27 protein-coding genes are annotated in these 24,386 nt (G+C 34.9%); 18 read left to right on the top strand and 9 right to left on the bottom strand.

Annotated features, from left to right (window positions below):
• Positions 1 to 16: 16 nt before the first annotated feature.
• From D1869_RS10185 to gltA, 4 genes are read left to right on the top strand one after another with little or no spacing between them, the layout of a single operon-like run.
• Positions 17 to 1,312 carry an MmgE/PrpD family protein gene (locus tag D1869_RS10185; protein WP_156015008.1) on the top strand — a complete coding sequence of 432 codons (1,296 nt, stop codon included), beginning with the start codon at positions 17 to 19 and terminating at the stop codon, positions 1,310 to 1,312.
• Positions 1,287 to 2,129: a methylisocitrate lyase gene (gene prpB, locus D1869_RS10180; RefSeq protein WP_156015007.1), complete on the top strand. Its 843-nt coding sequence runs from the start codon at positions 1,287 to 1,289 to the stop codon at positions 2,127 to 2,129. The genes D1869_RS10185 and prpB overlap by 26 nt, the downstream gene beginning before the upstream one ends.
• A gap of 23 nt (positions 2,130 to 2,152) precedes the next feature.
• Complete coding sequence (locus D1869_RS10175; protein WP_156015006.1) at positions 2,153 to 2,584, top strand: CBS domain-containing protein; 432 nt, start codon at positions 2,153 to 2,155, stop codon at positions 2,582 to 2,584.
• Entirely contained in the window at positions 2,584 to 3,720 is a 1,137-nt protein-coding gene (gene gltA / locus D1869_RS10170; RefSeq protein ID WP_156015005.1) for a citrate synthase, read from the top strand. The genes D1869_RS10175 and gltA overlap by 1 nt, the downstream gene beginning before the upstream one ends.
• Positions 3,721 to 3,734: 14 nt before the next feature.
• On the opposite strand, the gene D1869_RS10165 is transcribed toward gltA, so the two are convergent.
• Both D1869_RS10165 and D1869_RS10160 read right to left on the bottom strand, forming a co-directional pair.
• The gene (locus tag D1869_RS10165) at positions 3,735 to 4,550 is read right to left on the bottom strand and encodes an amidohydrolase family protein (protein ID WP_156015004.1); all 816 of its coding nucleotides are present in this window, start codon (positions 4,548 to 4,550) and stop codon (positions 3,735 to 3,737) included.
• Positions 4,547 to 6,412 carry an AMP-binding protein gene (locus D1869_RS10160; RefSeq protein WP_156015003.1) on the bottom strand — a complete coding sequence of 622 codons (1,866 nt, stop codon included), beginning with the start codon at positions 6,410 to 6,412 and terminating at the stop codon, positions 4,547 to 4,549. The genes D1869_RS10165 and D1869_RS10160 overlap by 4 nt, the downstream gene beginning before the upstream one ends.
• 67 nt (positions 6,413 to 6,479) lie before the next feature.
• On the opposite strand from D1869_RS10160, the gene D1869_RS10155 reads away from it, so the two are divergent.
• From D1869_RS10155 to D1869_RS10130, 6 genes are all read left to right on the top strand, one after another.
• Positions 6,480 to 7,610 (top strand): acyl-CoA dehydrogenase family protein, encoded by a 1,131-nt coding sequence (locus D1869_RS10155; protein WP_184651009.1) that lies wholly within the window; start codon positions 6,480 to 6,482, stop codon positions 7,608 to 7,610.
• 289 nt (positions 7,611 to 7,899) lie between these two features.
• Positions 7,900 to 9,009: a thiolase domain-containing protein gene (locus tag D1869_RS10150; protein ID WP_156015001.1), complete on the top strand. Its 1,110-nt coding sequence runs from the start codon at positions 7,900 to 7,902 to the stop codon at positions 9,007 to 9,009.
• Complete coding sequence (locus tag D1869_RS10145; protein ID WP_156015000.1) at positions 9,009 to 10,184, top strand: thiolase domain-containing protein; 1,176 nt, start codon at positions 9,009 to 9,011, stop codon at positions 10,182 to 10,184. The genes D1869_RS10150 and D1869_RS10145 overlap by 1 nt, the downstream gene beginning before the upstream one ends.
• Positions 10,185 to 10,195: 11 nt before the next feature.
• Entirely contained in the window at positions 10,196 to 10,693 is a 498-nt protein-coding gene (locus D1869_RS10140) for a Zn-ribbon domain-containing OB-fold protein (RefSeq protein WP_156014999.1), read from the top strand.
• Positions 10,690 to 11,118: a Zn-ribbon domain-containing OB-fold protein gene (locus D1869_RS10135; protein WP_156014998.1), complete on the top strand. Its 429-nt coding sequence runs from the start codon at positions 10,690 to 10,692 to the stop codon at positions 11,116 to 11,118. The genes D1869_RS10140 and D1869_RS10135 overlap by 4 nt, the downstream gene beginning before the upstream one ends.
• Positions 11,115 to 12,944, top strand: coding sequence for an AMP-binding protein (locus tag D1869_RS10130; protein WP_156014997.1), 1,830 nt, complete (start codon positions 11,115 to 11,117; stop codon positions 12,942 to 12,944). Before D1869_RS10135 ends, D1869_RS10130 begins: the two co-directional genes overlap by 4 nt.
• Here the strand turns inward: D1869_RS10130 and D1869_RS10125 are convergent.
• The 4 genes from D1869_RS10125 to D1869_RS10110 are packed head-to-tail and all read right to left on the bottom strand — an operon-like array spanning position 12,941 to position 15,994.
• Positions 12,941 to 13,210 carry a ferredoxin family protein gene (locus D1869_RS10125; RefSeq protein WP_010979864.1) on the bottom strand — a complete coding sequence of 90 codons (270 nt, stop codon included), beginning with the start codon at positions 13,208 to 13,210 and terminating at the stop codon, positions 12,941 to 12,943. The genes D1869_RS10130 and D1869_RS10125 overlap by 4 nt on opposite strands.
• Positions 13,207 to 14,427 (bottom strand): FAD-dependent oxidoreductase, encoded by a 1,221-nt coding sequence (locus tag D1869_RS10120; protein ID WP_156014996.1) that lies wholly within the window; start codon positions 14,425 to 14,427, stop codon positions 13,207 to 13,209. Before D1869_RS10120 ends, D1869_RS10125 begins: the two co-directional genes overlap by 4 nt.
• A complete protein-coding gene (locus tag D1869_RS10115) occupies positions 14,424 to 15,269 on the bottom strand; it encodes an electron transfer flavoprotein subunit alpha/FixB family protein (RefSeq protein ID WP_156014995.1) in 846 nt (281 codons plus the stop codon). The genes D1869_RS10120 and D1869_RS10115 overlap by 4 nt, the downstream gene beginning before the upstream one ends.
• On the bottom strand, positions 15,269 to 15,994 hold the full coding sequence (locus D1869_RS10110) for an electron transfer flavoprotein subunit beta/FixA family protein (protein ID WP_156014994.1): 726 nt from the start codon (positions 15,992 to 15,994) through the stop codon (positions 15,269 to 15,271). Before D1869_RS10110 ends, D1869_RS10115 begins: the two co-directional genes overlap by 1 nt.
• A gap of 74 nt (positions 15,995 to 16,068) precedes the next feature.
• On the opposite strand from D1869_RS10110, the gene D1869_RS10105 reads away from it, so the two are divergent.
• Positions 16,069 to 17,268, top strand: coding sequence for an acyl-CoA dehydrogenase family protein (locus D1869_RS10105; RefSeq protein ID WP_156014993.1), 1,200 nt, complete (start codon positions 16,069 to 16,071; stop codon positions 17,266 to 17,268).
• Positions 17,265 to 17,666 (top strand): PaaI family thioesterase, encoded by a 402-nt coding sequence (locus D1869_RS10100; RefSeq protein WP_156014992.1) that lies wholly within the window; start codon positions 17,265 to 17,267, stop codon positions 17,664 to 17,666. Before D1869_RS10105 ends, D1869_RS10100 begins: the two co-directional genes overlap by 4 nt.
• On the opposite strand, the gene D1869_RS10095 is transcribed toward D1869_RS10100, so the two are convergent.
• Entirely contained in the window at positions 17,652 to 17,894 is a 243-nt protein-coding gene (locus D1869_RS10095; protein ID WP_156014991.1) for a hypothetical protein, read from the bottom strand. The genes D1869_RS10100 and D1869_RS10095 overlap by 15 nt on opposite strands.
• Positions 17,895 to 18,000: 106 nt before the next feature.
• Here D1869_RS10095 and D1869_RS10090 point away from each other — a divergent pair, with 106 nt between their 5' ends.
• From D1869_RS10090 to porB, 5 genes are all read left to right on the top strand, one after another.
• A complete protein-coding gene (locus tag D1869_RS10090) occupies positions 18,001 to 19,176 on the top strand; it encodes a DmsC/YnfH family molybdoenzyme membrane anchor subunit (protein ID WP_156014990.1) in 1,176 nt (391 codons plus the stop codon).
• A 63-nt stretch (positions 19,177 to 19,239) separates the two neighbouring features.
• On the top strand, positions 19,240 to 19,794 hold the full coding sequence (locus D1869_RS10085; RefSeq protein WP_156014989.1) for a 2-oxoacid:acceptor oxidoreductase family protein: 555 nt from the start codon (positions 19,240 to 19,242) through the stop codon (positions 19,792 to 19,794).
• On the top strand, positions 19,784 to 20,047 hold the full coding sequence (locus D1869_RS10080; protein WP_156014988.1) for a 4Fe-4S dicluster domain-containing protein: 264 nt from the start codon (positions 19,784 to 19,786) through the stop codon (positions 20,045 to 20,047). Before D1869_RS10085 ends, D1869_RS10080 begins: the two co-directional genes overlap by 11 nt.
• Positions 20,040 to 21,230, top strand: a complete 1,191-nt coding sequence (locus tag D1869_RS10075; protein ID WP_156014987.1) for a pyruvate ferredoxin oxidoreductase — start codon at positions 20,040 to 20,042, stop codon at positions 21,228 to 21,230. Before D1869_RS10080 ends, D1869_RS10075 begins: the two co-directional genes overlap by 8 nt.
• The gene (gene porB / locus D1869_RS10070) at positions 21,199 to 22,104 is read left to right on the top strand and encodes a pyruvate synthase subunit PorB (protein WP_156014986.1); all 906 of its coding nucleotides are present in this window, start codon (positions 21,199 to 21,201) and stop codon (positions 22,102 to 22,104) included. The genes D1869_RS10075 and porB overlap by 32 nt, the downstream gene beginning before the upstream one ends.
• Here porB and D1869_RS10065 read toward each other — a convergent pair.
• Together D1869_RS10065 and D1869_RS10060 are read right to left on the bottom strand one after the other, a co-directional pair.
• Positions 22,099 to 22,857: an HpcH/HpaI aldolase/citrate lyase family protein gene (locus D1869_RS10065; protein ID WP_156015949.1), complete on the bottom strand. Its 759-nt coding sequence runs from the start codon at positions 22,855 to 22,857 to the stop codon at positions 22,099 to 22,101. The two genes, porB and D1869_RS10065, sit on opposite strands and share 6 nt — an antisense overlap.
• Positions 22,858 to 22,920: 63 nt before the next feature.
• Positions 22,921 to 23,388, bottom strand: a complete 468-nt coding sequence (locus tag D1869_RS10060; protein ID WP_156014985.1) for a peroxiredoxin — start codon at positions 23,386 to 23,388, stop codon at positions 22,921 to 22,923.
• Positions 23,389 to 23,492: 104 nt separating this feature from the next.
• Between D1869_RS10060 and D1869_RS10055 the strand changes: the two genes are divergently transcribed.
• Entirely contained in the window at positions 23,493 to 24,296 is an 804-nt protein-coding gene (locus D1869_RS10055) for a sulfurtransferase (protein ID WP_156014984.1), read from the top strand.
• The last annotated feature ends 90 nt before the right edge of the window (positions 24,297 to 24,386 follow it).

Raw genomic sequence — 24,386 nt, 5'->3', positions numbered from 1 at the left:
TTTCAAAAAGAAAGTTATGGAACTTTCAGATAAAATAGCCGAATACGTGGTCTCAGCTGAGGATTTTTCAGATGAAATGCTTCATGAGGCTAAAAGAAGATTGCTTGACAGTATTGCCGTAGCTCTGGCATCAACTAATTCACCACCTGCAAAAATTTTGAGAGAAATGTCAAATCTCTTCTCTGGAAATTCTCCTCTTTTAAGTGGAGGAGAAGCCACTATAGATTTTGCATCATTTTATAATACCTTACTTATACGTTATTTAGACTTTAATGACACGTATTTGAGTAAAGAGCCTTTACATCCAAGTGATATGATAGGAGGTCTATTATCTGTAGGTAGCGTGTTTGATATCTCTGGTGAAGAACTATTAAAGAGTATCATCGTGGGTTATGAAATTGGTGTGAGGCTCTGTGATAGTACAAGTCTAAGAAAAAAGGGATATGATCACGTTAATTTCCTTCAAATAGCTTCTACTTCAGCACTTTCTCGTCTCCTTAGTCTTGATATAGAGAAGACTAAGAATGCAATATCTTTAACGCTTGTTCCTCATATTGCGCTTAGGGAATCTAGATCAGGTAAATTATCAATGTGGAAAGCTGGAGCTACGGCTGAGGCTGTAAGGAATTCAGTATTTGCGACTCTTTTAGCTAAAAACGGATTTACTGCACCAGACAAACCGTTTTCTGGAGTTTTTGGATTCTTTAATATCATAGCTAAGGATTTTGATTTATCAACTTTCGAAAATATTAAGAGTGGGTCTATTCTTAAGACTTTCATTAAAAAATACCCAGTTGAATACCATGCTGAAGCCACTGTAGAAGCGGTATTGAAACTAGACTATGAAGGTGAAATAAAGAAAGTAATTGTAGAAACTTATGAAGCTGGTAAGACAATATTGGCTGATAGTGAGGATAAATGGAATCCTAGAAATAAAGAAACTGCTGATCACAGTTTACCATTTATTACGGCAGTTACTTTACTTACAAAGCGTTTCTGGTTGGATTCGTATAACTTAATTGGAGACCCTAAAGTAGTTAGCTTAATGAAAAAGATTGAGGTCGTAGAGAGGGATGATTATACTTCTGTTTATCCTAAAGAACTACCTACTAGAGTTATTGTCATTACAGATAAGGGTACTTATGAAAGTGAAGTAAGAGTTCCTAGAGGGCATTCAGCAAATCCTATGAGTGATGAGGAAATTGAAGAAAAAGCTAAGCTTTTAGGTCTTTCAGAAAGTCAAATTAAGCTCATTTGGGAAATAGATAATATGAAGGTGAAGGATTTTGTCAGAAATCTTACGAAAGTCTGATTTCCTAATTATTCCGGGCGTATTTAATCCTTTTACAGCATTACTAGCTGAAAAAGTTGGATTCAAAGCAGTGTATTTGTCTGGAGGAGCTTTAACGTCCTCATACGGCTTACCAGATCTTGGAATAATAACGTTAGATGAAGTAGCAGAAATGGTCAGAAGAATTAGGGAAGTCACTGATATTCCAATTATTGTTGATGCTGATACTGGCTTTGGAGAAGTTATAAATGTATATAGGGCTGTGAAAGTTTTGGAAAAAGCTGGTGCCAATGCTATTCAAATTGAGGATCAAGTTCTTCCAAAGAAATGTGGTCATCTAGAAGGTAAAGAAGTTGTGAGTCCTAAAGATATGGTTGCTAAAATAAAATCGGCACTAAAGGCCAGAAAAGATATGTTAATAATTGCTAGAACTGACGCAAGAGCGGTAAATGGTCTTGAAGATGCTATTGAGAGAGCTAATATGTATTTAGAAGCTGGTGCTGATATAATTTTTCCAGAAGCATTGGAAAGCAAAGAAGAATTCGCCAAATTTGCTAAGGAAGTTAAAGCACCACTATTGGCTAATATGACAGAGTTTGGTAAAACGCCGTTAATAACTGCTAATGAGTTTAAAGAAATGGGGTATAAGTATGTTATCTTTCCAGTGACTATTTTCAGAGTTGCAGCAAAAGCCATGAAAGAAGCGTTAGAGGTACTTCTTAAAGAAGGATCTCAAAAATCATTGATGGATAAGATGATGACTAGGAAGGAGCAATATGAAATTATTAATTATTACTTTTATGAGAATTTAGATAAGCAACTTGCGAAAGATTTATAGTTTACGAAAGAGATATAAAAATTATGACGCCGAATAAAATCAAATTACTAATAAATAAACCGATAATTAAGGTGCAAAAAGGGACTAGTGCTAGAGATGCTGTTAAGATAATGGCTAAGGAAAACGTTGGTTCAATCTTAATATTTGATGGTGATAAACTTATCGGAATTTTTACTGAAAGAGATTTACTTAGGGCTGTTGCAAGAGATGAGGATTTAAACAAACCAGTTGAAGAGTTAGGTACAACTAAAAATCTAATTACTATAGATGAAGACTCACCAATTAACGTTGCAGCTGAGTTAATGAGTAAGCATTGTATTAGACATCTTATTGTAGTTAACAAATCTGGTAAACCTATTGGTGTTGTATCAATAAGAGATATCATAGGAGAAAAACATATTTTATCTATACTTTCAAACGTAGATAAAGTAGAAGAATGGATAGGTGGTGATTAATGAGCGTAGAAGTAAGTAGAGGACTGGAAAATGTAATTATAAAAACTACTGGATTAACTTACATTGACGGTATTAACGGTATATTAAGGTATAGAGGATACGATATTAACGATTTAGTTAATTATGCTTCATATGAGGAGCTAATCCATTTAATGCTTTACGGTGAATTACCTAACAGACAACAATTAAATCAGGTTAAAGGTATAATAAATGAAAGTTTTGAAGTTCCAGAACAAGTTATATCAACGATATTTTCGATGCCTAGAAGTTGTGATGCAATAGGAATGATGGAAACAGCATTTGGCATATTAGCTTCAATATATGATCCAAAATGGAACAAAACTACTAATAAAGAATTAGCTGTTCAAATTATTGCAAAAACTGCAACAATTACTGCAAATATTTATAGAGCTAAAGAAGGGTTAAAGCCAAAAATCCCAGAGCCCTCAGAAAGCTATGCTGAAAGCTTCTTAGCTGCAACGTTTGGTAAAAAGCCTACTCAAGAAGAGATAAAGGCTATGGATGCTTCACTAATTTTATACACAGACCACGAAGTTCCAGCCTCAACAACTGCTGCCTTAGTAGCTTCATCAACCCTCTCGGATATGTACTCATGTATTGTTGCAGCATTAGCTGCACTAAAGGGTCCTTTGCATGGTGGTGCGGCTGAGGAAGCTTTCAAACAGTTTGTAGAAATAGGCTCTGTCGAAAATGCAGATAAATGGTTTGAGGAGAAGATAATAAAAGGGAAAAGTAGGCTTATGGGATTCGGGCATCGTGTATACAAGACTTATGATCCTAGAGCAAAAATATTTAAGACATTGGCTAAATCCTTTGCTGAAAAAAATGAAAATGTTAAAAAGTATTATGAAATTGCCGAACGAATAGAGAAATTGGGAGTTGATACATTCGGTAGTAAGCATATTTATCCTAATACTGACTTTTACAGTGGTATAGTATTTTATGCTTTAGGCTTCCCGAGATATATGTTCACTTCACTGTTCGCTCTATCAAGAGTATTAGGGTGGTTAGCTCACATAATTGAATATGTAGAGGAACAGCATAGACTCATTAGACCTAGAGCACTATACATTGGCCCAGAAAAAAGAGAGTTTAAACCTATAGAGTTAAGATAAAATTTTCTTCCTTCTTAACTTTTTTCCAATATTCTTTCCGCATTTTCTTTAAGAATTTTTTCTTTAATATCCCCTGGCAAATTTAATTTATCAAACTCGTTTAACCATCTCTCCTGTGAGATTAGAGGATAATCACTTCCAAAAATAAGTTTATCTTGTAATCTTTTTGCATACTTCCATACTACTTCTGGTATGTATTTAGGTACCCAGCCAGACAAATCTAAGTATATATTGGGTTTATGAAGTGCTATCGCTATAGCTTCTTCAGTCCATGGCCAACCAAAATGTGCTAATATTATCTTCATTCTGGGAAATCTTATTGCTATTTCATCAAAATATATTGGTCTGCCGTAATCAAGTCTAATATTTGATTTTACACCAGCACCTACTCCAGAAGTTCCTGTATGAAAAACAGCTACAAGACCATTCGAATCTAAGACGGAGTATAATCTTAATGCTCTTTCATCTAATGGATTAAATCCTTGAAGTTGTGGATGAAATTTAACTCCTTGAGGTTCGCATTCTTTTATGAGCCGTCTTAGTTCTTCTTCAGCATTAGGTTTTAAAGGATCTACTGACACAAACCTTATTATTCTATCATCTGTGTTGTTACAAACAATTTCATTAGGTATTTTTCTTCCTAAAAAGGTTGTAGAGTCTATGGGTAATAAAACAACTCTCTTTATCCCTAAGCTTTCAGCCTCGTCTAGGCTTCCTCTTAAGCTTTTTATATCGAACTTCGCATTAAAATATTTCATTGTTGATTCCTTATATTCACCTAAAAAATCTAAGAATTCCTTTATGGGAGCATGGAAGTGAAAATCTATCAATCTTTCTCACTTAATATACTCTTTAACTCCTCTAATATGCTTGGGTCATCTAAAGTAGAGATATCACCAATCTCCTCATTCCTTACCAGTGCTCTTATTAATCTCCTCATTATCTTGCCACTCTTCGTCTTTGGTAGTCTTCTTACTAAATATACTTTATCTACTATATATCCACTATTTCTTAGATATGATTTTATATCATTAGCCAAATCCTCACTCATTGGATAACCTTTCTTAACCACAGCTAAAACTAAAATTCCTTCTCCTCCTTCCTTTGGGTAGCCTACTACAGCGGCTTCAGCAACTGCTGGATGTGTTACAACTACACTTTCTACTTCTAAAGTACCTATTCTTTCGCCAGACTTTATTACATCATCAGCTCTTCCTAAAACATAAAGGTATCCATCCTCGTCCATATAGCCGTAATCACCAGTGTAGAAATATCCAGGGAATCTCGACCAGTAGGTCTTTATAATCCTTTCTCCGCTAGTATCATTGTGCATTTTTGCTAAAGCTGGGCTAATAGGCTTTAACACAATGTATCCCTTTTTGCCTGCTTGTAATTCTTTTCCATCATCGTCCACTACTCTAAAGTCACTACCTGGGAATCTAATTCCAGCAGACCCAGCTTTATAAGGAATCTCTCCTATTCCAAAAGGCGTTCCAGCAACTGGGAATAAGTGTTCAGTCATCCAATAAGCATCTGCAATAGTAACATGAGGCATGTTATCTCTTAACCATTTCCATGCACCAGGATTTAATGGTTCTCCAGTGTTCAAAATGAGTCTCAGTGTTGAAGTATCTCCAGATTTAACTGATTCTTCTCCAAGGCTCTTTAATGTATATAAGGTTGTTGTTGAACTCCATACTAAATTAACTCCAAACCTTTCAATTATTCTGGAGAACATATCCGGTTTATATCCTATATATCCCTCAAAAAGTACTCCAGTAAGACCCATGAATGGTATTGTGTAAAGATTTGCCATAGGCCATACTGGCCAGCCTAATTCAGATATTGTCCACCATATATCATTCTCCTTAGGACCCATAAGGGATTTAAAGGCATAATTTAATGCTATTACATATCCTGCTGTAGAGTGATATAAGCCTTTAGGTCTACCAGTGGTTCCAGAAGTATAATAAATTGTTGAAGGCTCATTAGATTCTACCCAGATTGGCTCAACATAAACTCTACCCCTAGGTCTTACTTCTTCATATATAACGTCCCTCTTTGTAACATTAAAATCGTCATAACCTCTTTTCACTACTAAAACTTTCTCTATCGGAGTTTTTCTGGAATCAAGAAGTTTATCCACAAAATCTTTTATCCTTATTTCATTTCCGTTTCTGAAACCCTTACTAGCAACTATTAAAACCCTAGAATTACAATCATTTAGCCTATAGGTTAAGGTCTCCTCACTTAAACCTAGATAGTGTATTACTAGCGTCGCCCCTAGCCTATGTACAGCTAAAGACATATAGACTGCCTCTGGAATACTAGGCATTATAAGAGATACTGAGTCACCTTTCTTTACTCCTAGTTCTTTTAAAACGTAAGAAGCCCTATTTACCTCACAATATAAATCTCTATAAGTTATACTCCTAGTATCTAATTTCTCATTTATCCAATAGAAAGCTACTTTTTCAGATTTATCTAAATGCCTATCAATTGCGTTATAAGAAATATTAGTATAACCATTAACAAACCATTTCTCAAATGGTGGTTCTCCTTCCCTTATTTTTTCTGGCTCTTTAAACCATGAGATCAAATGCATTTTATCCTTCCAAAAGCTTTCTGGGTCTTTTATCGCTTCCTCACTTAGTTTTCTAATTTTTTGTAAACTATAAAATTCCACTTCCATACAATATTATCTCATACTTTATTTTTATGTTTTATGACAATGATTTATTATTTTTCTTTGATAACTTATAATTATGAGCGAACTAATTTTATCCTCCGTAAAAGAGTTTGTTAAAAGGGAAATCGAACCATTAGCAGAAAAAGTTGATAGAGAGGATTATTACCCAAGAGAGTTAGTTAAGAGAATGGGTGAGCTTGGTTATTTGTCACCGCTTTATGAGGGATTAACGTTATACGACACTGTAAATATAATCGAAGAGATAGCAAAAGTTAGTGGTTCTGTAGCCCTAATACAAGATGCTCAAGGTGAGTTGGTTACTGAACCAATTAGAATGTTTGGAAATAAAGAACAGAAAGAGATCTTAGATAAACTTGCAAAAGGTGAGTTAATTGGTGGTTTTGGTCTAAGCGAGCCTTGCTGCGGTAGTGATGCTGGAAGTATAATGACAAAGGCAGAAAGAGTTAAGGATAGCTGGGTTATTAATGGTAGAAAAATGTGGACTACCCAAGGGCTTTATGCTGATATTTTCTTAATAGTAGCAAGAACTGGTGATCCAAAATTAAAGGAAAAAACACTGACTGTTTTTCTAGTTCCTAGAAATAAATGTATTACTACAAGAAAAATTGAAGTAATGGGAAATAGAGGAACTGGGACTGCTGAAGTAGAGCTAAACGATTGTGAGGTTGGAGAAGAGAACATTGTTGGTGAGTTAAATGGTGGTTGGAGAGTTGTAAAATACGCTTTATTAGTTGGTAGGATTGCTATTTCAGCAATTGCCATAGGGTTAAGCATTTGTGCAATTGAGGAGGCAATACAGTGGAGTAAGCAAAGAGAATTATTTGATTCTAAATTAATTGAAAAACAAGGTATTCAGTGGTATTTAGCTAAATCTGTGGCTAACCTTTACTCTATTAAGAGTATGATAAGGGAAATTTCAAAATATCCGTTAGACAAATTATTTGAAATTGAGGGAAAGATTTCAGCTTTGAAATTTGTTTCTTCGAATGTAGCTGAAAACATTATAGATACTGCATTGCAAATTATGGGTGGTTTAGGATATGCTAAAGGGAGCAAAGTTGAAAGAGCATTTAGAGATGTTAGATTAACTAGGATTGGAGAAGGGACTGACGAAGTCCAATTGTCAATTATTAATAAAGTTTTGATGAGGCATGGAATAGATAAAATACTCAATGAATGACTAAGAGAAAGTTTCTTTTTCCTAACATTTAAAATTCTTTAATTATTTCTTGGTAAAATGGAATATATTTTTATTATTATTATTAAGATATAATATTCTAATTTTTCCTTTCTGCTTGACATTCTCTCCCCTCACGTAAAGTCACAAGATAAACGTTAAGAAGTCGAATTTTTAATTATCAAGGATTATAGCAATATATTAATAATTAAATCAATTTAAGTAAAATGAAATATTCACTATATAAGAAAAACTTAATAGTTTTTGAGAGATATAATGATTGTGATTTTTTATGAAAGTAGCTATAGTAGGTATAGGTTGGTATGGTTTCAGACCTAACACTAAGGATGTGTCATTTAGAGAAATGATGTTTGAGGCCGCCGTTAGAGCTTATGAAGACGCTGGAAATATAAATCCTAGAACTGATGTAGATACTTTTATTTCATGCCAAGAAGACTTTTGGGAAGGAATTGCAATATCCGATGAATTTGCCCCAGACCCTATTGGTGGTGCTATGAGACCTACAATGACTGTAACAGGTGATGGATTACAAGGAATCCTTCATGGAGTTATGCATATAAAATCTGGGTTAGCTAATATAACTGTAGTAGAATCTCATGCAAAACCTAGTGATATTCTAACAATGAGAGATATAATAGAATTCGCCTTTGACCCAATGTATAGGGTTGGAGCAAAGAACATTCATTTTCTCGCCGGCTTAGAGGCTTTAAAGTTTATGAAATTAAGAAACGCAACAAGAGAAGACTTTGCTAAAGTTGTTGTAAAGAATAAGCGTAATGGTTTAAAGAACCCGAGAGCATCATATGCATCTAATATCAACTTAGAAGATGTATTGGAAAGAGAATACACAGTATACCCCTTAACAGATTTAGATATTTCACGCTTTGTCGATGCAGCAGTTGTTGTTGTGTTAGCAAGTGAAGAGATCGCACGTAAGTATACTGATACTCCAATATGGATTGATGGTATATACTCTGCTACTGATTCTACAATAGAACTTTCAGAATTGGGAGAGGCAAGATATATGAAAATTGCTTCAAAGGAAGCTTATAACATGGCAAAAGTGAATATAAGGGAAATAAAAGCTGCTTTTGTTGACGATACTTATAGTTATAAAGAGCTTCAGCATGTTGAAGGATTAAGTTTAAGTGATAACGCTGTAAAAGATTTACGAGAAGGTGAGTTTGAGAAAGGAGGGAAGATTGAGGTTAATCCTTTAGGTGGTCATCTGGCTAAGGGTAGACCATTAGAAGTTAGTGGATTATCATTACTATTAGATGCTGTTGAATATTTGAGGCAAGGAGTTGTTGATAAAGCTGTAGTAGCAAGTTGGAGAGGAATTCCTACTTTTACAGGTGTTGTTGGAGTGGTGAGTAGATAATGAAGACGAATTTATATTTTAGAAGGGTAGCTGTAATAGGTGCCGGATTAACGTTATTTAGAAGGAGAATGCTAGAGACTCCACAAGAATTGGCGTGGGAAGCGGTTAGGAAAGCTTTGGATGAGGCTGGTTTGGAGCTAAAAGATATTGATTGTGTTGTAATTGGTAGTGCACCAGATGCCTTTGATGGAGTACATATGAAAGGAGAGTATTTAGCTCATGGTTCTGGTGGAGTTAGGAAAATGGTAAGTAGAGTCTTTGTTGGTGGTGCTACTGGAGTTATGGTTCCTAATACAGCCTGGTATCATGTTGCTAGTGGTTTATGTGAGAAAGTTTTGGCTGTTGCTGAGGAGAAGATGAGCCCTGCAAGACCTCATCCGCAATCGGTGTTTAGGTATATATGGGATCCGATTACTGAGAAGCCGTTAAATCCCAATCTAATCTGGATCTTTGCGATGGAAATGCATAGATATATGTACGTTAATAAAATTACAAAAGAGGATATAGCTTTAGTATCTGTTAAAAACAAAAAGAATGCACTTAATAATCCTTATGCTCAAGCTGCTGCTAATATTACAGTTGATGATGTTTTAAAGAGTGAGGTTCTGGTTTGGCCAGTACAACTTTTAGACACTAGTCCAGTTAGTGATGGTGCGGCTGCAATGGTTATTGTAAGTGAAGATGTTGCACGTAGATATACCGATACTCCCGTATGGATTGAAGGTGTTGGTTGGACACTAGATAATACAGAATGGACCGGTAGAGAATTAGCCTATCCTAGATATTTGGAACACGCAGCTAGGATGGCTTATAAAATGGCTGGGATTGAAAGACCAAATAAGGAAATCGACGTGATTGAACCTTACGACCCCTTTGATTATAAAGAATTGCATCATATAGAGGGATTAATGATTGCTAGGAGAGGAGAAGCACCTAAGCTTCTTAAGGAAGGTGTGTTTGACATAGATGGAGATATTCCAAGCTCTCCATCAGGTGGTTTACTCGGTGTTGGTAATCCTATTGCGGCAGCTGGTCTAATGAAGACTATTAGTATATATTGGCAATTGAAAGGAACTGCTGGAAGGATGCAAGTGAAGAAACCTGTACATACTGGATTAGCCCAAGCTTGGGGCGATTTAATGCAAGCCTCAACTGTTATAGTTATGAGAAATTAAGAGGTGAGAAAATGGACGGGACTCCCTTAAAAGAAGAAGATTTAAAGAAAGTAAATACAATTGTATATAAACCAAATGCTAAGTATGCCTATAGTGCTGGGCAAGCCTATAGTAAGTTTTTGCTGGGTTTAAAGGAGAAGAAGATTATTGGTAGGAAATGTAATAAATGCGGAAGAGTTTATGTACCGCCAAGAATGTATTGTGACGATTGTTTTAGACCTACAGACGAGTGGGTTGAAGTTAAGGATGAAGGTATAGTCGAAACTGTTGTTGCAAGTTTTATTTCGTGGACTAGAGAGAGAATAGAGAAACCTGAAATTGTTGGAGTAATTAGATTATTTCCTTCAAGAGATAAGGATTGGGTTTTCCCAGGTTTATTCCACAGAATCTGTGCAGATTTTGAGGATGTGAAAAATATGAGTTTATTCGGTAAGAAAGTTAAGGCAGTGTGGAAAGAAGAAAGAGTTGGAAGTATAAACGATATTGAATGTTTTAAGGTGATAGAATGAGTTGGGATAAGATTGGTATTGAAGATAAATTATTATCATGGCACGAAATAATGGAAGCTGAAGAATACGTTTATACTGTAGGTGTTGCTGGTGAAGAATTCTTTAACGGTTTAAAACATAAGAAAATTATAGGAGGAAAATGCCCTAAATGCGGAAGAATATACGTTCCAGCTAGACTCTACTGTGAGGAATGTTTCGTTAAAAATGATTTTGTTGAGGTTACTACAAAACCATATATAGACACTTATACAGTTGTTTATAAAGACGATGAAGGAAACAAACTGGAAAAACCTCAAGTAATAGCGTTAATACGATTTGAAGCTACTCATGGTGGTTTACTAGCTTACGTTGAAGGTGAAGTAAATATTGGAAAAGAAGTTGAAATACTTGAATACAAAATACCATTAATAGTGAGGGTTAAATGAGTTGGTTACCTACAAAGGATTGGATTGAGGAAAGTAATGTTTATTCTTTTATGTTAGAAAACGATATTTCTAAGTTATCACACTTTATTTTTTATACTTATGAAAAGCCTGAGGAATTTTGGGACAAATTCGTAAAAAGGATAGGATTAAAGTTTTATTCTAAATACGATAAAGTCTTGGATTTATCTCAAGGAAAGCCCTGGGCAAAGTGGTTCATTAATGGAAAATTAAATATTGGGGATCAAATTCCAGATTCTTCAGAAGTTTTCATAAAATGGATGGATGAGAAGGAGAATTCAAGGACAATAACCTATTCTAATGTACTTCAACAAGCTAAGGCAGTTTCTTCCTGGTTAAAGAAATTCGGATTAAAGAAAGGTGATACTGTAGGAATTTATATGCCAATGATACCAGAAATAGTTCCAATATTTCTAGGAATAGCAAGAGCTGGAATGATTGCAGTTCCTTTGTTTTCGGGGTTTGGTAAAGAGCCCATAAGAGTTAGAGCAGAAGATAGTGGAATGAAAGTTATTTTTACTACAGACATGACTGTAAGAAAAGGGAAAGAGATAAATCCACTTGAAAATTTAGAGGGGCTTACGCTAACTAAAGTAGTTGTGGAAAGAGGCGGGAAAAAGGATAAAGATTCAATTAGTTATTCAGAAGTAGTATCTACTGCTGGCGATGGGTTAGAAGTAACAGATACTGAAGACCCCTTCATGATAATTTATACTAGTGGAACTACTGGAAAACCTAAAGGGTGTCTGCATACTCATGATGGTTTTCCAATAAAGGCTTCTGCAGATGTGTATTTCCAATTTGATTTGAAGAAAGGAGAAACACTCATGTGGGTTACTGATTTGGGCTGGATGATGGGTCCCTGGATGATATTGTCTGCCTTACTGTTGAGAGGGAAAATTGGGATGATTGAAGGTTATACTACTTACTCCTTGTTGAGTAAATTTATCGAAGATATGAAGGTTGATATACTGGGTTTATCTGCAAGTTTAATTAGAGCCTTTAGAAGTGAAGTTGAAAAAGGTAAGTTAGACATTAGAATTGCTGGAAATACTGGTGAGCCAATTGATTATGAAAGTTGGAAGTGGTTATATGAGGCTGTTAAAGGTCCAATAATTAACTACTCTGGAGGTACTGAAATTTCTGGAGGCATATTAGGAAATTATGTAATAAATGAAATTAAACCTACCGCTTTCAACGGCTTCTCTCCTGGTATTCATGCTGATGTATTTGATGAAAATGGAAAACATGCACCAGCAAATGTTGAGGGAGAGTTAGTTGTATTAAGTGTTTGGCCAGGAATGACAAGAGGCTTTTGGAAGGATAAAGAAAGATATCTAAACACTTATTGGAGTAGGTGGGAGGGAGTATGGGTTCACGGTGATTTAGCCTATTATGACGAAGATGGATTTTATTACATTGTTGGAAGAAGTGATGATACTATTAAGGTTGCAGGTAAAAGAGTGGGACCAGCAGAAGTTGAGCAAATAATTAACTCTTACGAAGGTGTAGTTGAAAGCGCGTGTGTAGGAGTCCCAGATCCTATGAAAGGAGAAGAAATTTTATGCTTTGCTGTAACTAATAAGGAGATTAAGAAAGATGAACTATTAAATTATACACAGAGAATGTTAGGAAAAGCATTAGCACCAAAGGATATAATATTTGTTAAGGAATTGCCAAAGACTAGGAATGCTAAGATTATGAGGAGGTTAATAAGAGCAGTAGTATTAGGGAAACCTACTGGAGATGTAAGTGCTCTTGAGAATCCATCAGCTTTAGAGGAAATTAAAAAAGCCTTAACTAGTTAACCATAATTATATGATATTCCGCCTTCAGGGAACCTAAATTTTATTGCGCCAAAGGGACAAATAACTAATGCTCCTCCACATTCCAAACATCTTTCATAGTGAGCAATAATTCTTCCATCTGGCTGTGCTTCATAAGTACCAGCTGGGCAAGATACAGTACATGGTTTATCTTTGCAAGTAATACATATGTCAGTATTAACTTCTATGTGTGGTTTTGGATCTACTGAGTATTTATTTAATCCTAATCTTTTAAGTAGGGGTATCATTTTACAGCACTTACCATATCTCTTATTGCTTGGGTTAAACTTATTCCTTTCTCTTTTAATTTTAGCAAAGCATACTCTATTAAGGTCTTTCTATCTTCAGTAACTGTAAACATATCTGATAGTAAATCGCAAAGTATCTCGGTGTAGTTGTTAAGAGTTGTTCCCCTATTTATCAACTCGAATCTACTATAAGCCAACTCTAGATGTTTAAGTACAAAACTTTCTTTTAACATATCGTAATATATATTCGTCTTTGTGAAGTCTTTCATTTCCACGATTTTTTTAGCTGCTAACCCAGCTATCATTCCAGATGCTATTGCTAAGTCCATTCCTCTTATTGTAAACCCATCATTTATTAAAAAACCAGCAGAATCACCAATCGCAATTAAATTATCAGCATATAGCTGTTGTAAATTCTTAAAACCGTAGTAGGGTATTGCATGGGCAGAATATTCGAGAATCTCCCCCTCAATACCAAGTTTTTCCCTGAAACTTTCTACCAGATCTTTTGCTGGCACTTCTGATTTTGGTAAGGAATCAAAAGTTACAGCCATACCAACAGATAGAGTATCCTTGTTTGTGTAAACGAACCCCCCTCCTTTTACTCCGCTAATTAAACCTACAATTGTCCTAGCTTCTCCCTCATCTTCTAATAGGCTAACGTTGGCTTTAACTATCTCTTTCACTCCTAGCATCCATTTATCCGGAGTGAAGTTTCTTAAACCTAAATATCTAAATACTACCGATGTTACTCCAGAAGCATCAATTACTAATGGTGCTCTTAAGGTACCCCTATTAGTTTCCAACGTAATTCCACCATTCTCTCTGTATGCATTTGTAACCAATGTTGAATAGGATATTAGTAAACCTAAACTTTCTGCTTCACTAGCTAACCATCTATCAAATTTAGCCCTTAACACACTATAACTATTTTTCTTACCTTTTTCCTCAAAGGAGAATATTAGCTTCTTATTTTTACAATAAAATTCATAAGTCTCCTTTGTGATAGGCCTTTCAAGAGGAGCTCTTTCTAAAGCATCTGGTATCAATTTCTGAAGAGCATGAATATACATTCTTCCTCCAGATACATTTTTAGCACCGCTATATTCCCCTCTCTCTAAAAGTATAACGTTCAAACCCTCTTTTACTGCAGTTATTCCAGCAGATAACCCAGATAATCCTCCCCCTACAATTATCACGTCAGCATCAAAACTCACTTTTTCTTCACCTTTTCAGTCATGACCTTGCAAAACTCTATAGCATCACCTATGATGATATAATCAGCATTTTCAACAATAGGTGCTGATTTATCCTTATTTACAGCAACTATAATTTTAGCATCTTTAATCCCAGCTAAATGTTGCGGTTGGCCAGAAATTCCCAATGCAATATAAAGCTTCGGTTTAACTTTATTTCCAGATAATCCAATTTGCCTATCTTCTGGTAACCAGCCAAGTTCTGCAGTTACTGGTCTACTACCGCCTAAGGCTCCTCCTAAAGCCTTAGCTAATTCTTCAGCATATTTTATATTCTCCTTACTTCCAATTCCTCTACCTACAGATACAATAATTTGTGCAGATGAAAGATCTACAGTGCTCTCTCCTTTGCTCTTAATTTCAACTCTTCTAACTCTTTTCATCTCAGTTTTAACTTGTACTATTTTGCTTTCCTTCTCTTTTACTTCAACGTTTTTCTTACTTACTGTTAATACTACGGGATAAGAAAACTCAATTTCAGCTATTCCCATTCCACTATAAACTACTCTTTTAGCTTTATTATTAGAGAGATCGATAACATCAGTTATTATTGGGTATCTTAACAAACCAGCAACTGCCCCAGCTACAGTCTTATCCCTCTTGGTACTTCCAGTAATGACCACATCAGGTTTCAATGATGCTATATAATTGGCAATAAATTCCTCATTTATATCATCAAGTAAATGTAACTCATCTACAACTTTGGTTGTCTTATTACTTACCCCTATGACATGTTCGTTAGGAAAATATGAGACAGCTGTTTTTATATAATCTATATCTTCAGAATATATTACAATCTTCATCATAAAACACCTTCTTGAGATAAATAATTGAGAAGTTTATCTACAGCTTCTTCCATTTTACCTTCAATTACAATCTTTTTCCTAGTTATCACATATGGCGAAACATTAACAATTTTTACCTTTGGCTGTTTATCATAATCAACATTTTTCACTGGCTTTTTTGACGACTCAAGTATCTGCTTGACACTAGGTATTCTAGGAGTATTTATCTCACCTACAACGGAAATTATTGCCGGTAAATCCGTCTCTATAATCTCCTGGAATGTTGTCAAATTCCTCTCAACCCTTACCTTATTACCTTCAATTGTAATTGACTTAGCATAAGTGACTACGGGATAATTTAAGAGTGAAGCGAGATAGGAGGAAAATACTGATGTACTACTATCAGTGGTAGCTTCTCCTGTAAGAATTATATCAGGTTTTATTGGTGAAATAGTTTCAGCTATTGCTTCAGCAGTTGTCATTACGTCTGGCTCCTTCATGTTTATTGCTATTACTTCATCTAAGCCCATAGCTAGTGCTTCTCTAATACTTTTTCTGTCTATATTTCCAGCAGTAACTCCTATCGCTTTTCCTCCATATTTCTCCTTTATCCTAACAGCTTCTTCAATTGCGTTTTTGTCATATGTACTAATTTTTGGAGGAACGTTTAAGTCTAGTTTGTCTCCGACTATTTTAATTAAAGTATCGTCGGGGACTATTTTAAAACAAGTTACTATATTCATCAAAAAATACAAGATTTTAACTCATTAATATTATTTGCTTAACATTTTTTAGTTATTAGATGCATTTATATGTGATGGTATTCCCTTTAAAGTCAATAGAGGATTTTACTATAGATTTAACTCAAGATCATGAATTATTAAGAAATGCTGTAAGGGAGTTTGCTGAAAACGAAGTGAGAAAATACGTAGAGAAGGGAGAGGTAGAAAGGGATTTTCCTAAAGATCTTAAAGAAAGGGCTAAAGATTTAGGACTTTACGGACTTGATGTACCCACAGAATATAATGGACAAGGTGCTGATTATTTATCACTTTTGGTTACTGCTGAGGAACTAAGTAGAATTTGGACCTCATTCTCAACTTTCTTCCTTATTCAGTGGATGTTTAACCAGGCTATTCTAAAATGGGGTAACGAGAGTTTGAAAAAGAGATATTTAAGGGATACAGCTAAGGGTGAAAAAATAGCTGCTTTCTGTAATACTGAACCAGATGCAGGATCTGATGTAGCTGGAATTAAGTCTACTGCAAAAAAAGTTAACGACCACTATGTTCTAAATGCGAGAAAGATGTTTATCACAAATGGGGATATTGCTGATTACTATTTAATAACTGCTAGAACTTCTCCTCCAGATCCTAAGGCTAAATGGAAAGGTATAACAGTATTTATTGTTGAGAGAGAATGGGGAGTGAAGACTGTTAGCAGAATAGAAACTACTGGGTTAAAAGCTTCACATACAGCTGAAATAATGCTTGAAGACGTAAAAGTCCCTGAGGAGAATGTACTTGGAGAAGTTGATATGGGCTTTAAATATGCTGTAGAATCTTTTGATTATGCACGTACAATCGTTTCTTCACAAGCTATAGGTATAGCTCAACAAGCATTTGAGAAATTAGTCAACTATTCTCTTCAAAGAACAGCATTTGAGAAAAAACTTGCTGAATTTGAATTAGTTCAACAAAAAGTTTCTGAATCTTTAGACGATTTAGAAACTTCAAGGCTCTTAACGTATTGGGCTGGAACACTTTATAAAAGGGGAAGAATGCAAGAATATATTATTGCAGCTTCTTTAGCAAAGTTCCATTCTACTGAAGCAGCTGAAAGAATAGTAATGAGGGCAATGACTGTTCATGGTGGCTATGGGGTTTCAGTATCAACCGGGTTAGAGAGGCTTTTGAGAGATCTACAAATTTTGAAGACTTATGAAGGTACAAATGATATTCAGAGAATAAGTGCTGCTAGGCAATTCTACTATAGATTTATGGGTGTTAAGGTGTGATAACTGAAGATGAGGTAAATAAACTTCTTAGTGAGAATGAGGCTCTCTTTAGGTTTATGGGTGCTAAGTTTGAAAAAGTTGAGAGAGGTGTGGCTAAGCTTTCCTTTGAATATAAAGAAGAATTAAGTAGAATTGGTGGTATGCTTCATGGTGCTATCATATTTGCCGCTATGGACTACTCTGGTAGTTATGCTGTGAGAACACTCGATGTAAAGGAGGCTTATACTTTAGAGTTTAATGTAGTATTTCTAAAGGCAATGAAAACACCACCATTTACATTTTTAGCTAGGGTTGTAAGAGAAACTAAAAGATATGCGTATGTTGAAGTTGAGGGTTTTGACGGTAATAATGAACTATGTGCAAAAGGAAATGGGATTTGGCATTTAATCAGAGACTAATTTATTGCAAATGCTTTTTATTTTTTCAACTATCTCTTTTTCATCCTTTTTAACAACTGAAATAAATTCTTGGGTTTCCTTAACTAATTGTAAGAGCTCTTCATCACTTAATGAACATACTTTTTCCTTTATATCTAATGGCACATTCTCTATTTCTTCATCTGTAGGATTATCCTCGATCAAAAAACGTATGAAGTTTCTCACCAATGCTGTAGAGTAAAAATCCATAATTATAGTACGAAGTTTATTCTAATCTATTCCTTTTTTAAAAATTTGGAGATCTTTTTAGAATTATAAATGGCAAGTTTATAAAGTTACAATACAAAATTAAGTTATGGAGAGAAGTCTAGGATTTATATTCGATCCTAATAAATGCATAGTCTGCAACGCTTGCGTTAACGCTTGTAATGAACATTATGGGAACTTGAACTGGAGGTCTCTTTTGGTGTTTCAAAATGAGGTAAAAATTGGTATTTCTATTGCTTGTAATCATTGTGAGAATCCCCTTTGTATGAAAGTTTGCCCAGCCAATGCTATACATAAAGATGATATGGGAATAGTTTACATAAATGGTAATGAATGTATAGGTTGTGGTTATTGCCAGTGGGCTTGTCCTTATGAAGAACCTAAGTTTAACCATGAAGGAATAATGACAAAGTGTGATTTATGTAGGCAAAGGATTTTAAAAAAAGAAGGATTGCCTTATTGTGTTGAATCATGTCCTACTGGTGCACTATCTTTCGGTTGGATAGATAAGCCTAAATATGATGCACCTTACCTAGCACCTTATGATATTACAAAACCTAAGCTTGAAATAGAGAAGCCCAAAGAGGAAGAGATCAAGGCTTCACCGCTAAAGAGAAGAAGAGAGGAAAGATACATTGAACTTTTACTCTTTACAATTCTTTCTGAACTCTCTCTAGGGATTCTTATAACTAGGATTCCGTTTTATTCCTTAATCTCTCTCATTCTTTTAGCTATTGGTTTAGTTCCGTCGATTTTCCACGTTAATAGAAGAGAAAGGGCTTATAGGGTTATAATGAATTTAAAATCTTCTTGGCTTAGTAGGGAAGTATTCTTTGGCGGTTTATCATTCCTTTCACTACTTTTGGAACTCGTAATACCCAGTTTATACTACTTATCACTTACACTAATTTCCTTATCTGTATTTTCGTCCATTATGATATATATGTTAAAGACCACACCCTCTTGGTATAATCCCAATACACCATTATCCTTCATAGGTACTATATTTACCGTGTTTCCATTAGGGTTTTACTTCACTCACTCTCTGCTATTCTTACTAATTCCTCTAGTTTTTGGAGTTATTGAAATAGGTTTTGCAAGAAAAGAGAAAATACTACATATACCGTATTTGATACTCTTGGTAATTTCTATCTTTATCCCGTTAATAAGTATTCTAGCCTCATTAGTTGGTATTTCATCAGAAATCATAGCAAGACGTAATTTCTTTGAAAAGATTACATACTATGGTCTACCAACTCCATAAACTTTTTTAATACTCAACTTTTTAAAGTATGGAAAATAAATTACATTTTGAGAGTGGTTTTTATTGCTCGAAATAAGATTTCACGGGAGAGGAGGACAAGGTGTAGTAACAGCCGCGAATTTGTTAGCTATTGCAGCAGATATTGAAGGTTTTTGGAGCTCAGCCTTTCCTTTTTATGGTGCAGAAAGAAGGGGTGCAGAAATAGAGGCTTATTGTAGAATTGATTCACAACCTATAAGAATTACTTCTCCAATTGAATATCCAGATTATGTTGTAATTTTAGACCCCTCATTATTAAAAATCTCTAATCCACTTAAAGGGTTAAAATCAAAGGGGGTGATAGTTCTCAATTCTCCTTCAGAACCCAGACTTAGTTATACTACATTTTATGTTAATGCAACTCAAATAGCTAGGGAGTTAGGCTTGGTTAAATCCGGTTGGCCTTTAGTTAATGTAGTAGTTTTAGGTTCGCTCTTAAAGGCAGTAAATTATATTTCCTTACCCTCGCTTGAAAAGGCAATTGACGAAGAATTTGAAGGTAAAATTGCTGAACTAAACAAGAAGGCAGTAAGAATAGCGTATGAGAAAACAATGGTGGTGAGTCCAATTGTCGCTTGATTATCAGTTCTTCCCTGTAAGTAGACCCTCTGAAGGTGGTGGGGGTAAAACTGGAAATTGGCGAATCGTAAAGCCAGTTGTTAATTTAAATAAGTGTATTGGCTGCAAAGCTTGTTTCTTATGGTGCCCAGAAAATACTATCATACCAACTGATGGTAAAGTATCAATAAATTATGAGTACTGCAAAGGTTGTGGAGTCTGTTCAAACGTATGCCCAGTAAAAGCAATAAGTATGGTGAGTGAAAATGATTAGCAAAGTAATTTCTGGAAATGAAGCTGTAGCTTTAGGAGTTAAACTGTCTAGGGTAAAAGTGATAGCAATTTATCCTATAACACCACAGACATATATAATAGAAGAACTTGCTGCTATGAGAGATAAAGGGGAATTAGATGCTGAAGTAATTAGAGTTGAGAGCGAGCATTCTGCAATGGCAGCTGTCTATGGTGCTGCATCTGCTGGAGTAAGAGTTTATACTGCTACTGCATCTCAAGGACTACTCTACATGCATGAAATGATTTGGTGGGTCGCTGGTAGCAGAATACCGATTGTTATGACTGTAGGTACCAGAGCTGTTGGAGCTCCATGGAATATTTGGAATGAGCATACGGATTTTATGAGCGAGAGAGATAGTGGTTGGATTATGGCATTTGCGTCAACTCCTCAAGAAGCTTTAGATCTAACAATTCAAGCCTTTAAAATATCTGAAGATGAAAGGGTTTTCTTGCCAATGATGGTAGGAATGGACGGATTTATTCTTTCCCACACTAAGACCAGAGTTTATATTCCTAGCCAAGAAGAAGTTGATTCGTTCTTACCCCCAAGGAAGCAGCCTTATGTTTTAGATCCAGAAGATCCTGTTGATATTGGAAATATGTTTCAACCAATTGATTACATGAAGTTTAGACATTCAATGCATCTAGCTATGTTAAACTCTAAGGAGGTAATCAAAGAAATTGGAAAGGAATATGAGAAAAAAGTAGTACCAGTAGGTTCATATTCTTCTTTAAACGAATCTTATAAACTCGATGATGCGGAATATGCTCTAGTATCCATGGGTGCGTGGTCTTTAGATGCTATGCAAGTTGTAGATGAATTAAGAAATATGGGAGTGAAAATAGGTCTCTATAGGATCAGATATGTTAGACCTTGGGATGAAGAAGATATTAAAAGAAAACTAGGAGATAAAGACGGAATCTTAGTGCTTGATAGGTCAGTAAGCTTTGGTAGAGGAGGGCATTTATACTTAGAGCTAAAAGCAACTTTACCAGATGTTAATATAAAAGGAGTAGTTACTGGTTTAGGCGGAGTAGCTATTAATAAGGATGCAATTTCTTCCCTAACGAAAAAGTTTATTGAAGGTAAGACAGACGGCGAATGGTTTTATCCGAGTGAGGTGGAAAAAGTTGAGCTTAGGAATCCGAGATATATTAAATAAACCCCGATTATTACCTGGTACTTCAGCTTGTCCAGGCTGTCCAGAGAATATAGCATTAAAATCAATAAGTATGGCTCTAGGAGAAAATGCAGTATTTATTGTTGTTGCGGGTTGTTCTTCGATAATTCAAGGTATGGGTCCAAAATCAACTTATAATTATCCAGTATTAAATATAGCTTTTGCAGCTGGTCCTGCAGCAGCTGCTGGAATGGCTAAGGCATTTAAGATGAGGAACAAAAACATTAAACCAGTTGTATGGGCAGGAGATGGTGGTACTGCAGATATAGGTTTTGCTTCATTAAGCGGTGCTGCTGAAAGAAATGATAACATTCTTTATATTTGTGTTGATAACGAAGCCTATATGAATACTGGAGGACATAGAAGTGGTTCTACACCATTTGGAGCTAAAACAGCTTCAACACCTGGTGGTAAAAGAGAAAATAAAAAAGACTTACCGCTTATTATGATGGCTCATCACATTCCTTATGTTGCTACGGCTAGTGTAGGCTATCTACATGATTTAATGGAAAAAGTTAAAAAGGCTAGGAATATTGAAGGTTTTACGTATATTCAAGTTTTAACTCCAGATCCTTATGGTTGGATGTTTGACCCTTCTAAAACAGCTGAAGTAGGGAAATTAGCAGTTCAAACATGTTATTGGCCCTTAATAGAATATGAAAATGGTAAATTAACTATTTCTCAAGAGAGTATGCATTGTCTCGACAGAAGAACGAGAAAACCAATCGAGGAGTTCTTAAAGATACAGGGTAGATATAAGGGGGTTTCGCCAGAAATTATAAAAGGTCTTGAAGAATATATAGATAAAATGTGGGAAAGAATAAAGAGTATATATGAGGGTAAGGTCATATTATGATGGCTCTAAAATTCTTTTCGCAATTCTATAATGAACGGCATCTACTAATTTGCCATCTATAGTTATTGCACCCCTTCCTGCAGAAGCATATTTTTCGTATTCTTCTACTACCTTTTTTGCCCATTCTATTTCCTCTTTACTTGGAGAAAACACTTCATTAGCTATTGTAACTTGATTAGGATGAATAACCTGTTTTCCTTCAAAACCAAAAGATCTTGCTAATTCACATTCCTTCCTAAAACTCTCTAAGTCTCTTACATCAAAAAATACTTTATCAATTGGAGGAATACCGTATGTCCTAGCTATGCTTACAATTTTCAGTCTTATATACTCACTTCCTTCTATCTTAGGCAAATTGGCCTTCAAGCTATCAGCTAAGTCAGCTGCACCCCAACTTATTCCTATTATTCCTTCACTCCTAATTATATCTTCAATTTTAATGAGACCCTTTGCTGTTTCTATTATTGGTAAAACTTTCTTTCCAGTCATTTTATGAAGGAAAGAAAGATCAATTTCGGCTTTAGGAATAACTATACAATCAACATCACTTTTTATCACGAAATCAAGATCCTTTATAGATTCTTTAGTTGAGAGCGAGTTGATTCTAACGCAAATTAAGCTTCTTTTAATGTTTAATGAGGGCAAAAGAGATAAGAGCAGTTCTCTAGCCTTATCTTTTTCTTGTGTCGGTACAGCATCCTCTAAATCAAAAATAAAAGAATCTGCATTTATACTCTCAGTTTTCTTAATCATTTTCTCATTATTACCCGGGACATAAAGTTGTGATCTTAACAAGAGGGGTCACTATAAAAAATTTTAACTTAAGGATTTTACAACTTTTTCGATTTCATCATAAGGTGGTTCTTTCGTAGGATCGTCTGAAACCCACTTATATCTTACTTTACCTTCCTTATCTATTACGAAAACAGCTCTTTTAGCTAGAATATATCCAGGAAGTGCTGGAAATTCCCATGCTACATTATATTTTTTAACTACTTCTCTGTTATAATCGCTTAAAATAGTAAAGTTTAGTTTATTATGTTCTTTAAAAGCTTTATTACTAAATGGAGGATCAACACTGATTCCTAGTACTACAGCATTTACTTCATTAAATTTAGCCATAGAATCTCTGAAAGTACACATTTCCTTAGTACAAACTTGTGTAAAAGCTGCTGGATAGAATGCTAGAACTACTACTTTTCCTTTTAGGTCTGAGAGCTTTACTTTCTTTAATTCTGTATCCGGTAACTCAAAATCTGGGGCTAACTCTCCTATTTCTACCATCAATTACTACTTACAGAGTATGAATATAAATATACTTTCAAATTATGCTTAAACTATAATAAATGTGAAGCTAACCTTTTTAACTAATATTATACTTTCAAATTATGCTTGTAAGTGTAAAATGGCTTTACGAGAATTTAAATGAAGTGAAGATTCTCGAAATAGATTTTGATCCAGAAATTAATTATTATGAAGGTCATATACCTAATGCATTACTTTTACCATGGAAGTCACTACTTCATGACAAGATAAGAGATTTTGCACCACCAGAAAAGTTTAGTAAAGTACTAGGTAATTTAGGAATCAAAGAGGACGACTTAATCGTTTTATATAGTGACATGGGTAACAGATATGCATTTTATACTTATTGGTTAATGAAAGCTTACGGTCACGAAAATGTTGCTATACTTAATGGTGGTATATATAAATGGTTAAAAGAAGGCTATCCAGTAGAGAATAAGACTACGATTTCATCAGAAAAATCTAATTACGTTGTTAAGAGAGTAGATTGGAGTTCGCGTATACTTTTATGGGAATTACTTTCAAAGTTGAACTCCGTCGAATTAATAGATGCTAGAAATAGAGAAGAGTATGAAGGTTTAACATCTGCTCCACCAGAACATAAATGTGAACAAACGCAAGTTAGTGGCCATATACCCAATGCCAAGAATATACCCTGGACACTCTTATTTAATGAAGACGGCACTTTGAAAGAAAGAGAAGAACTAGAAAAAATATTTTCTAGTATAAATAAGGATAAAGAAATAGTAGTATACTGTAGGACTGGAGCGAGAGCTTCAGCAGTTTGGTACGTGCTGAAAGAAGTTCTTTTCTATAAAAATGTTAGACTCTATGATGGTTCATGGGTAGAGTATGGTAATTTAGTAGGTGTACCAATTGAACGTTAAATAATTAAAAACTTGTTATATAGTCAAAATCGAATTAATCATTACAGTTTAATCTTTCCATTTTCTCTCAAATTGGAAATAGTTTTACCT

It is taken from the genome of Sulfurisphaera ohwakuensis (assembly GCF_009729055.1).
GTDB classification, from domain to species: Archaea; Thermoproteota; Thermoprotei_A; order Sulfolobales; family Sulfolobaceae; genus Sulfurisphaera; species Sulfurisphaera ohwakuensis.
Note: the sequence above shows the minus strand (reverse complement) of the source record. Positions and strands in the feature narration are given on the sequence as shown.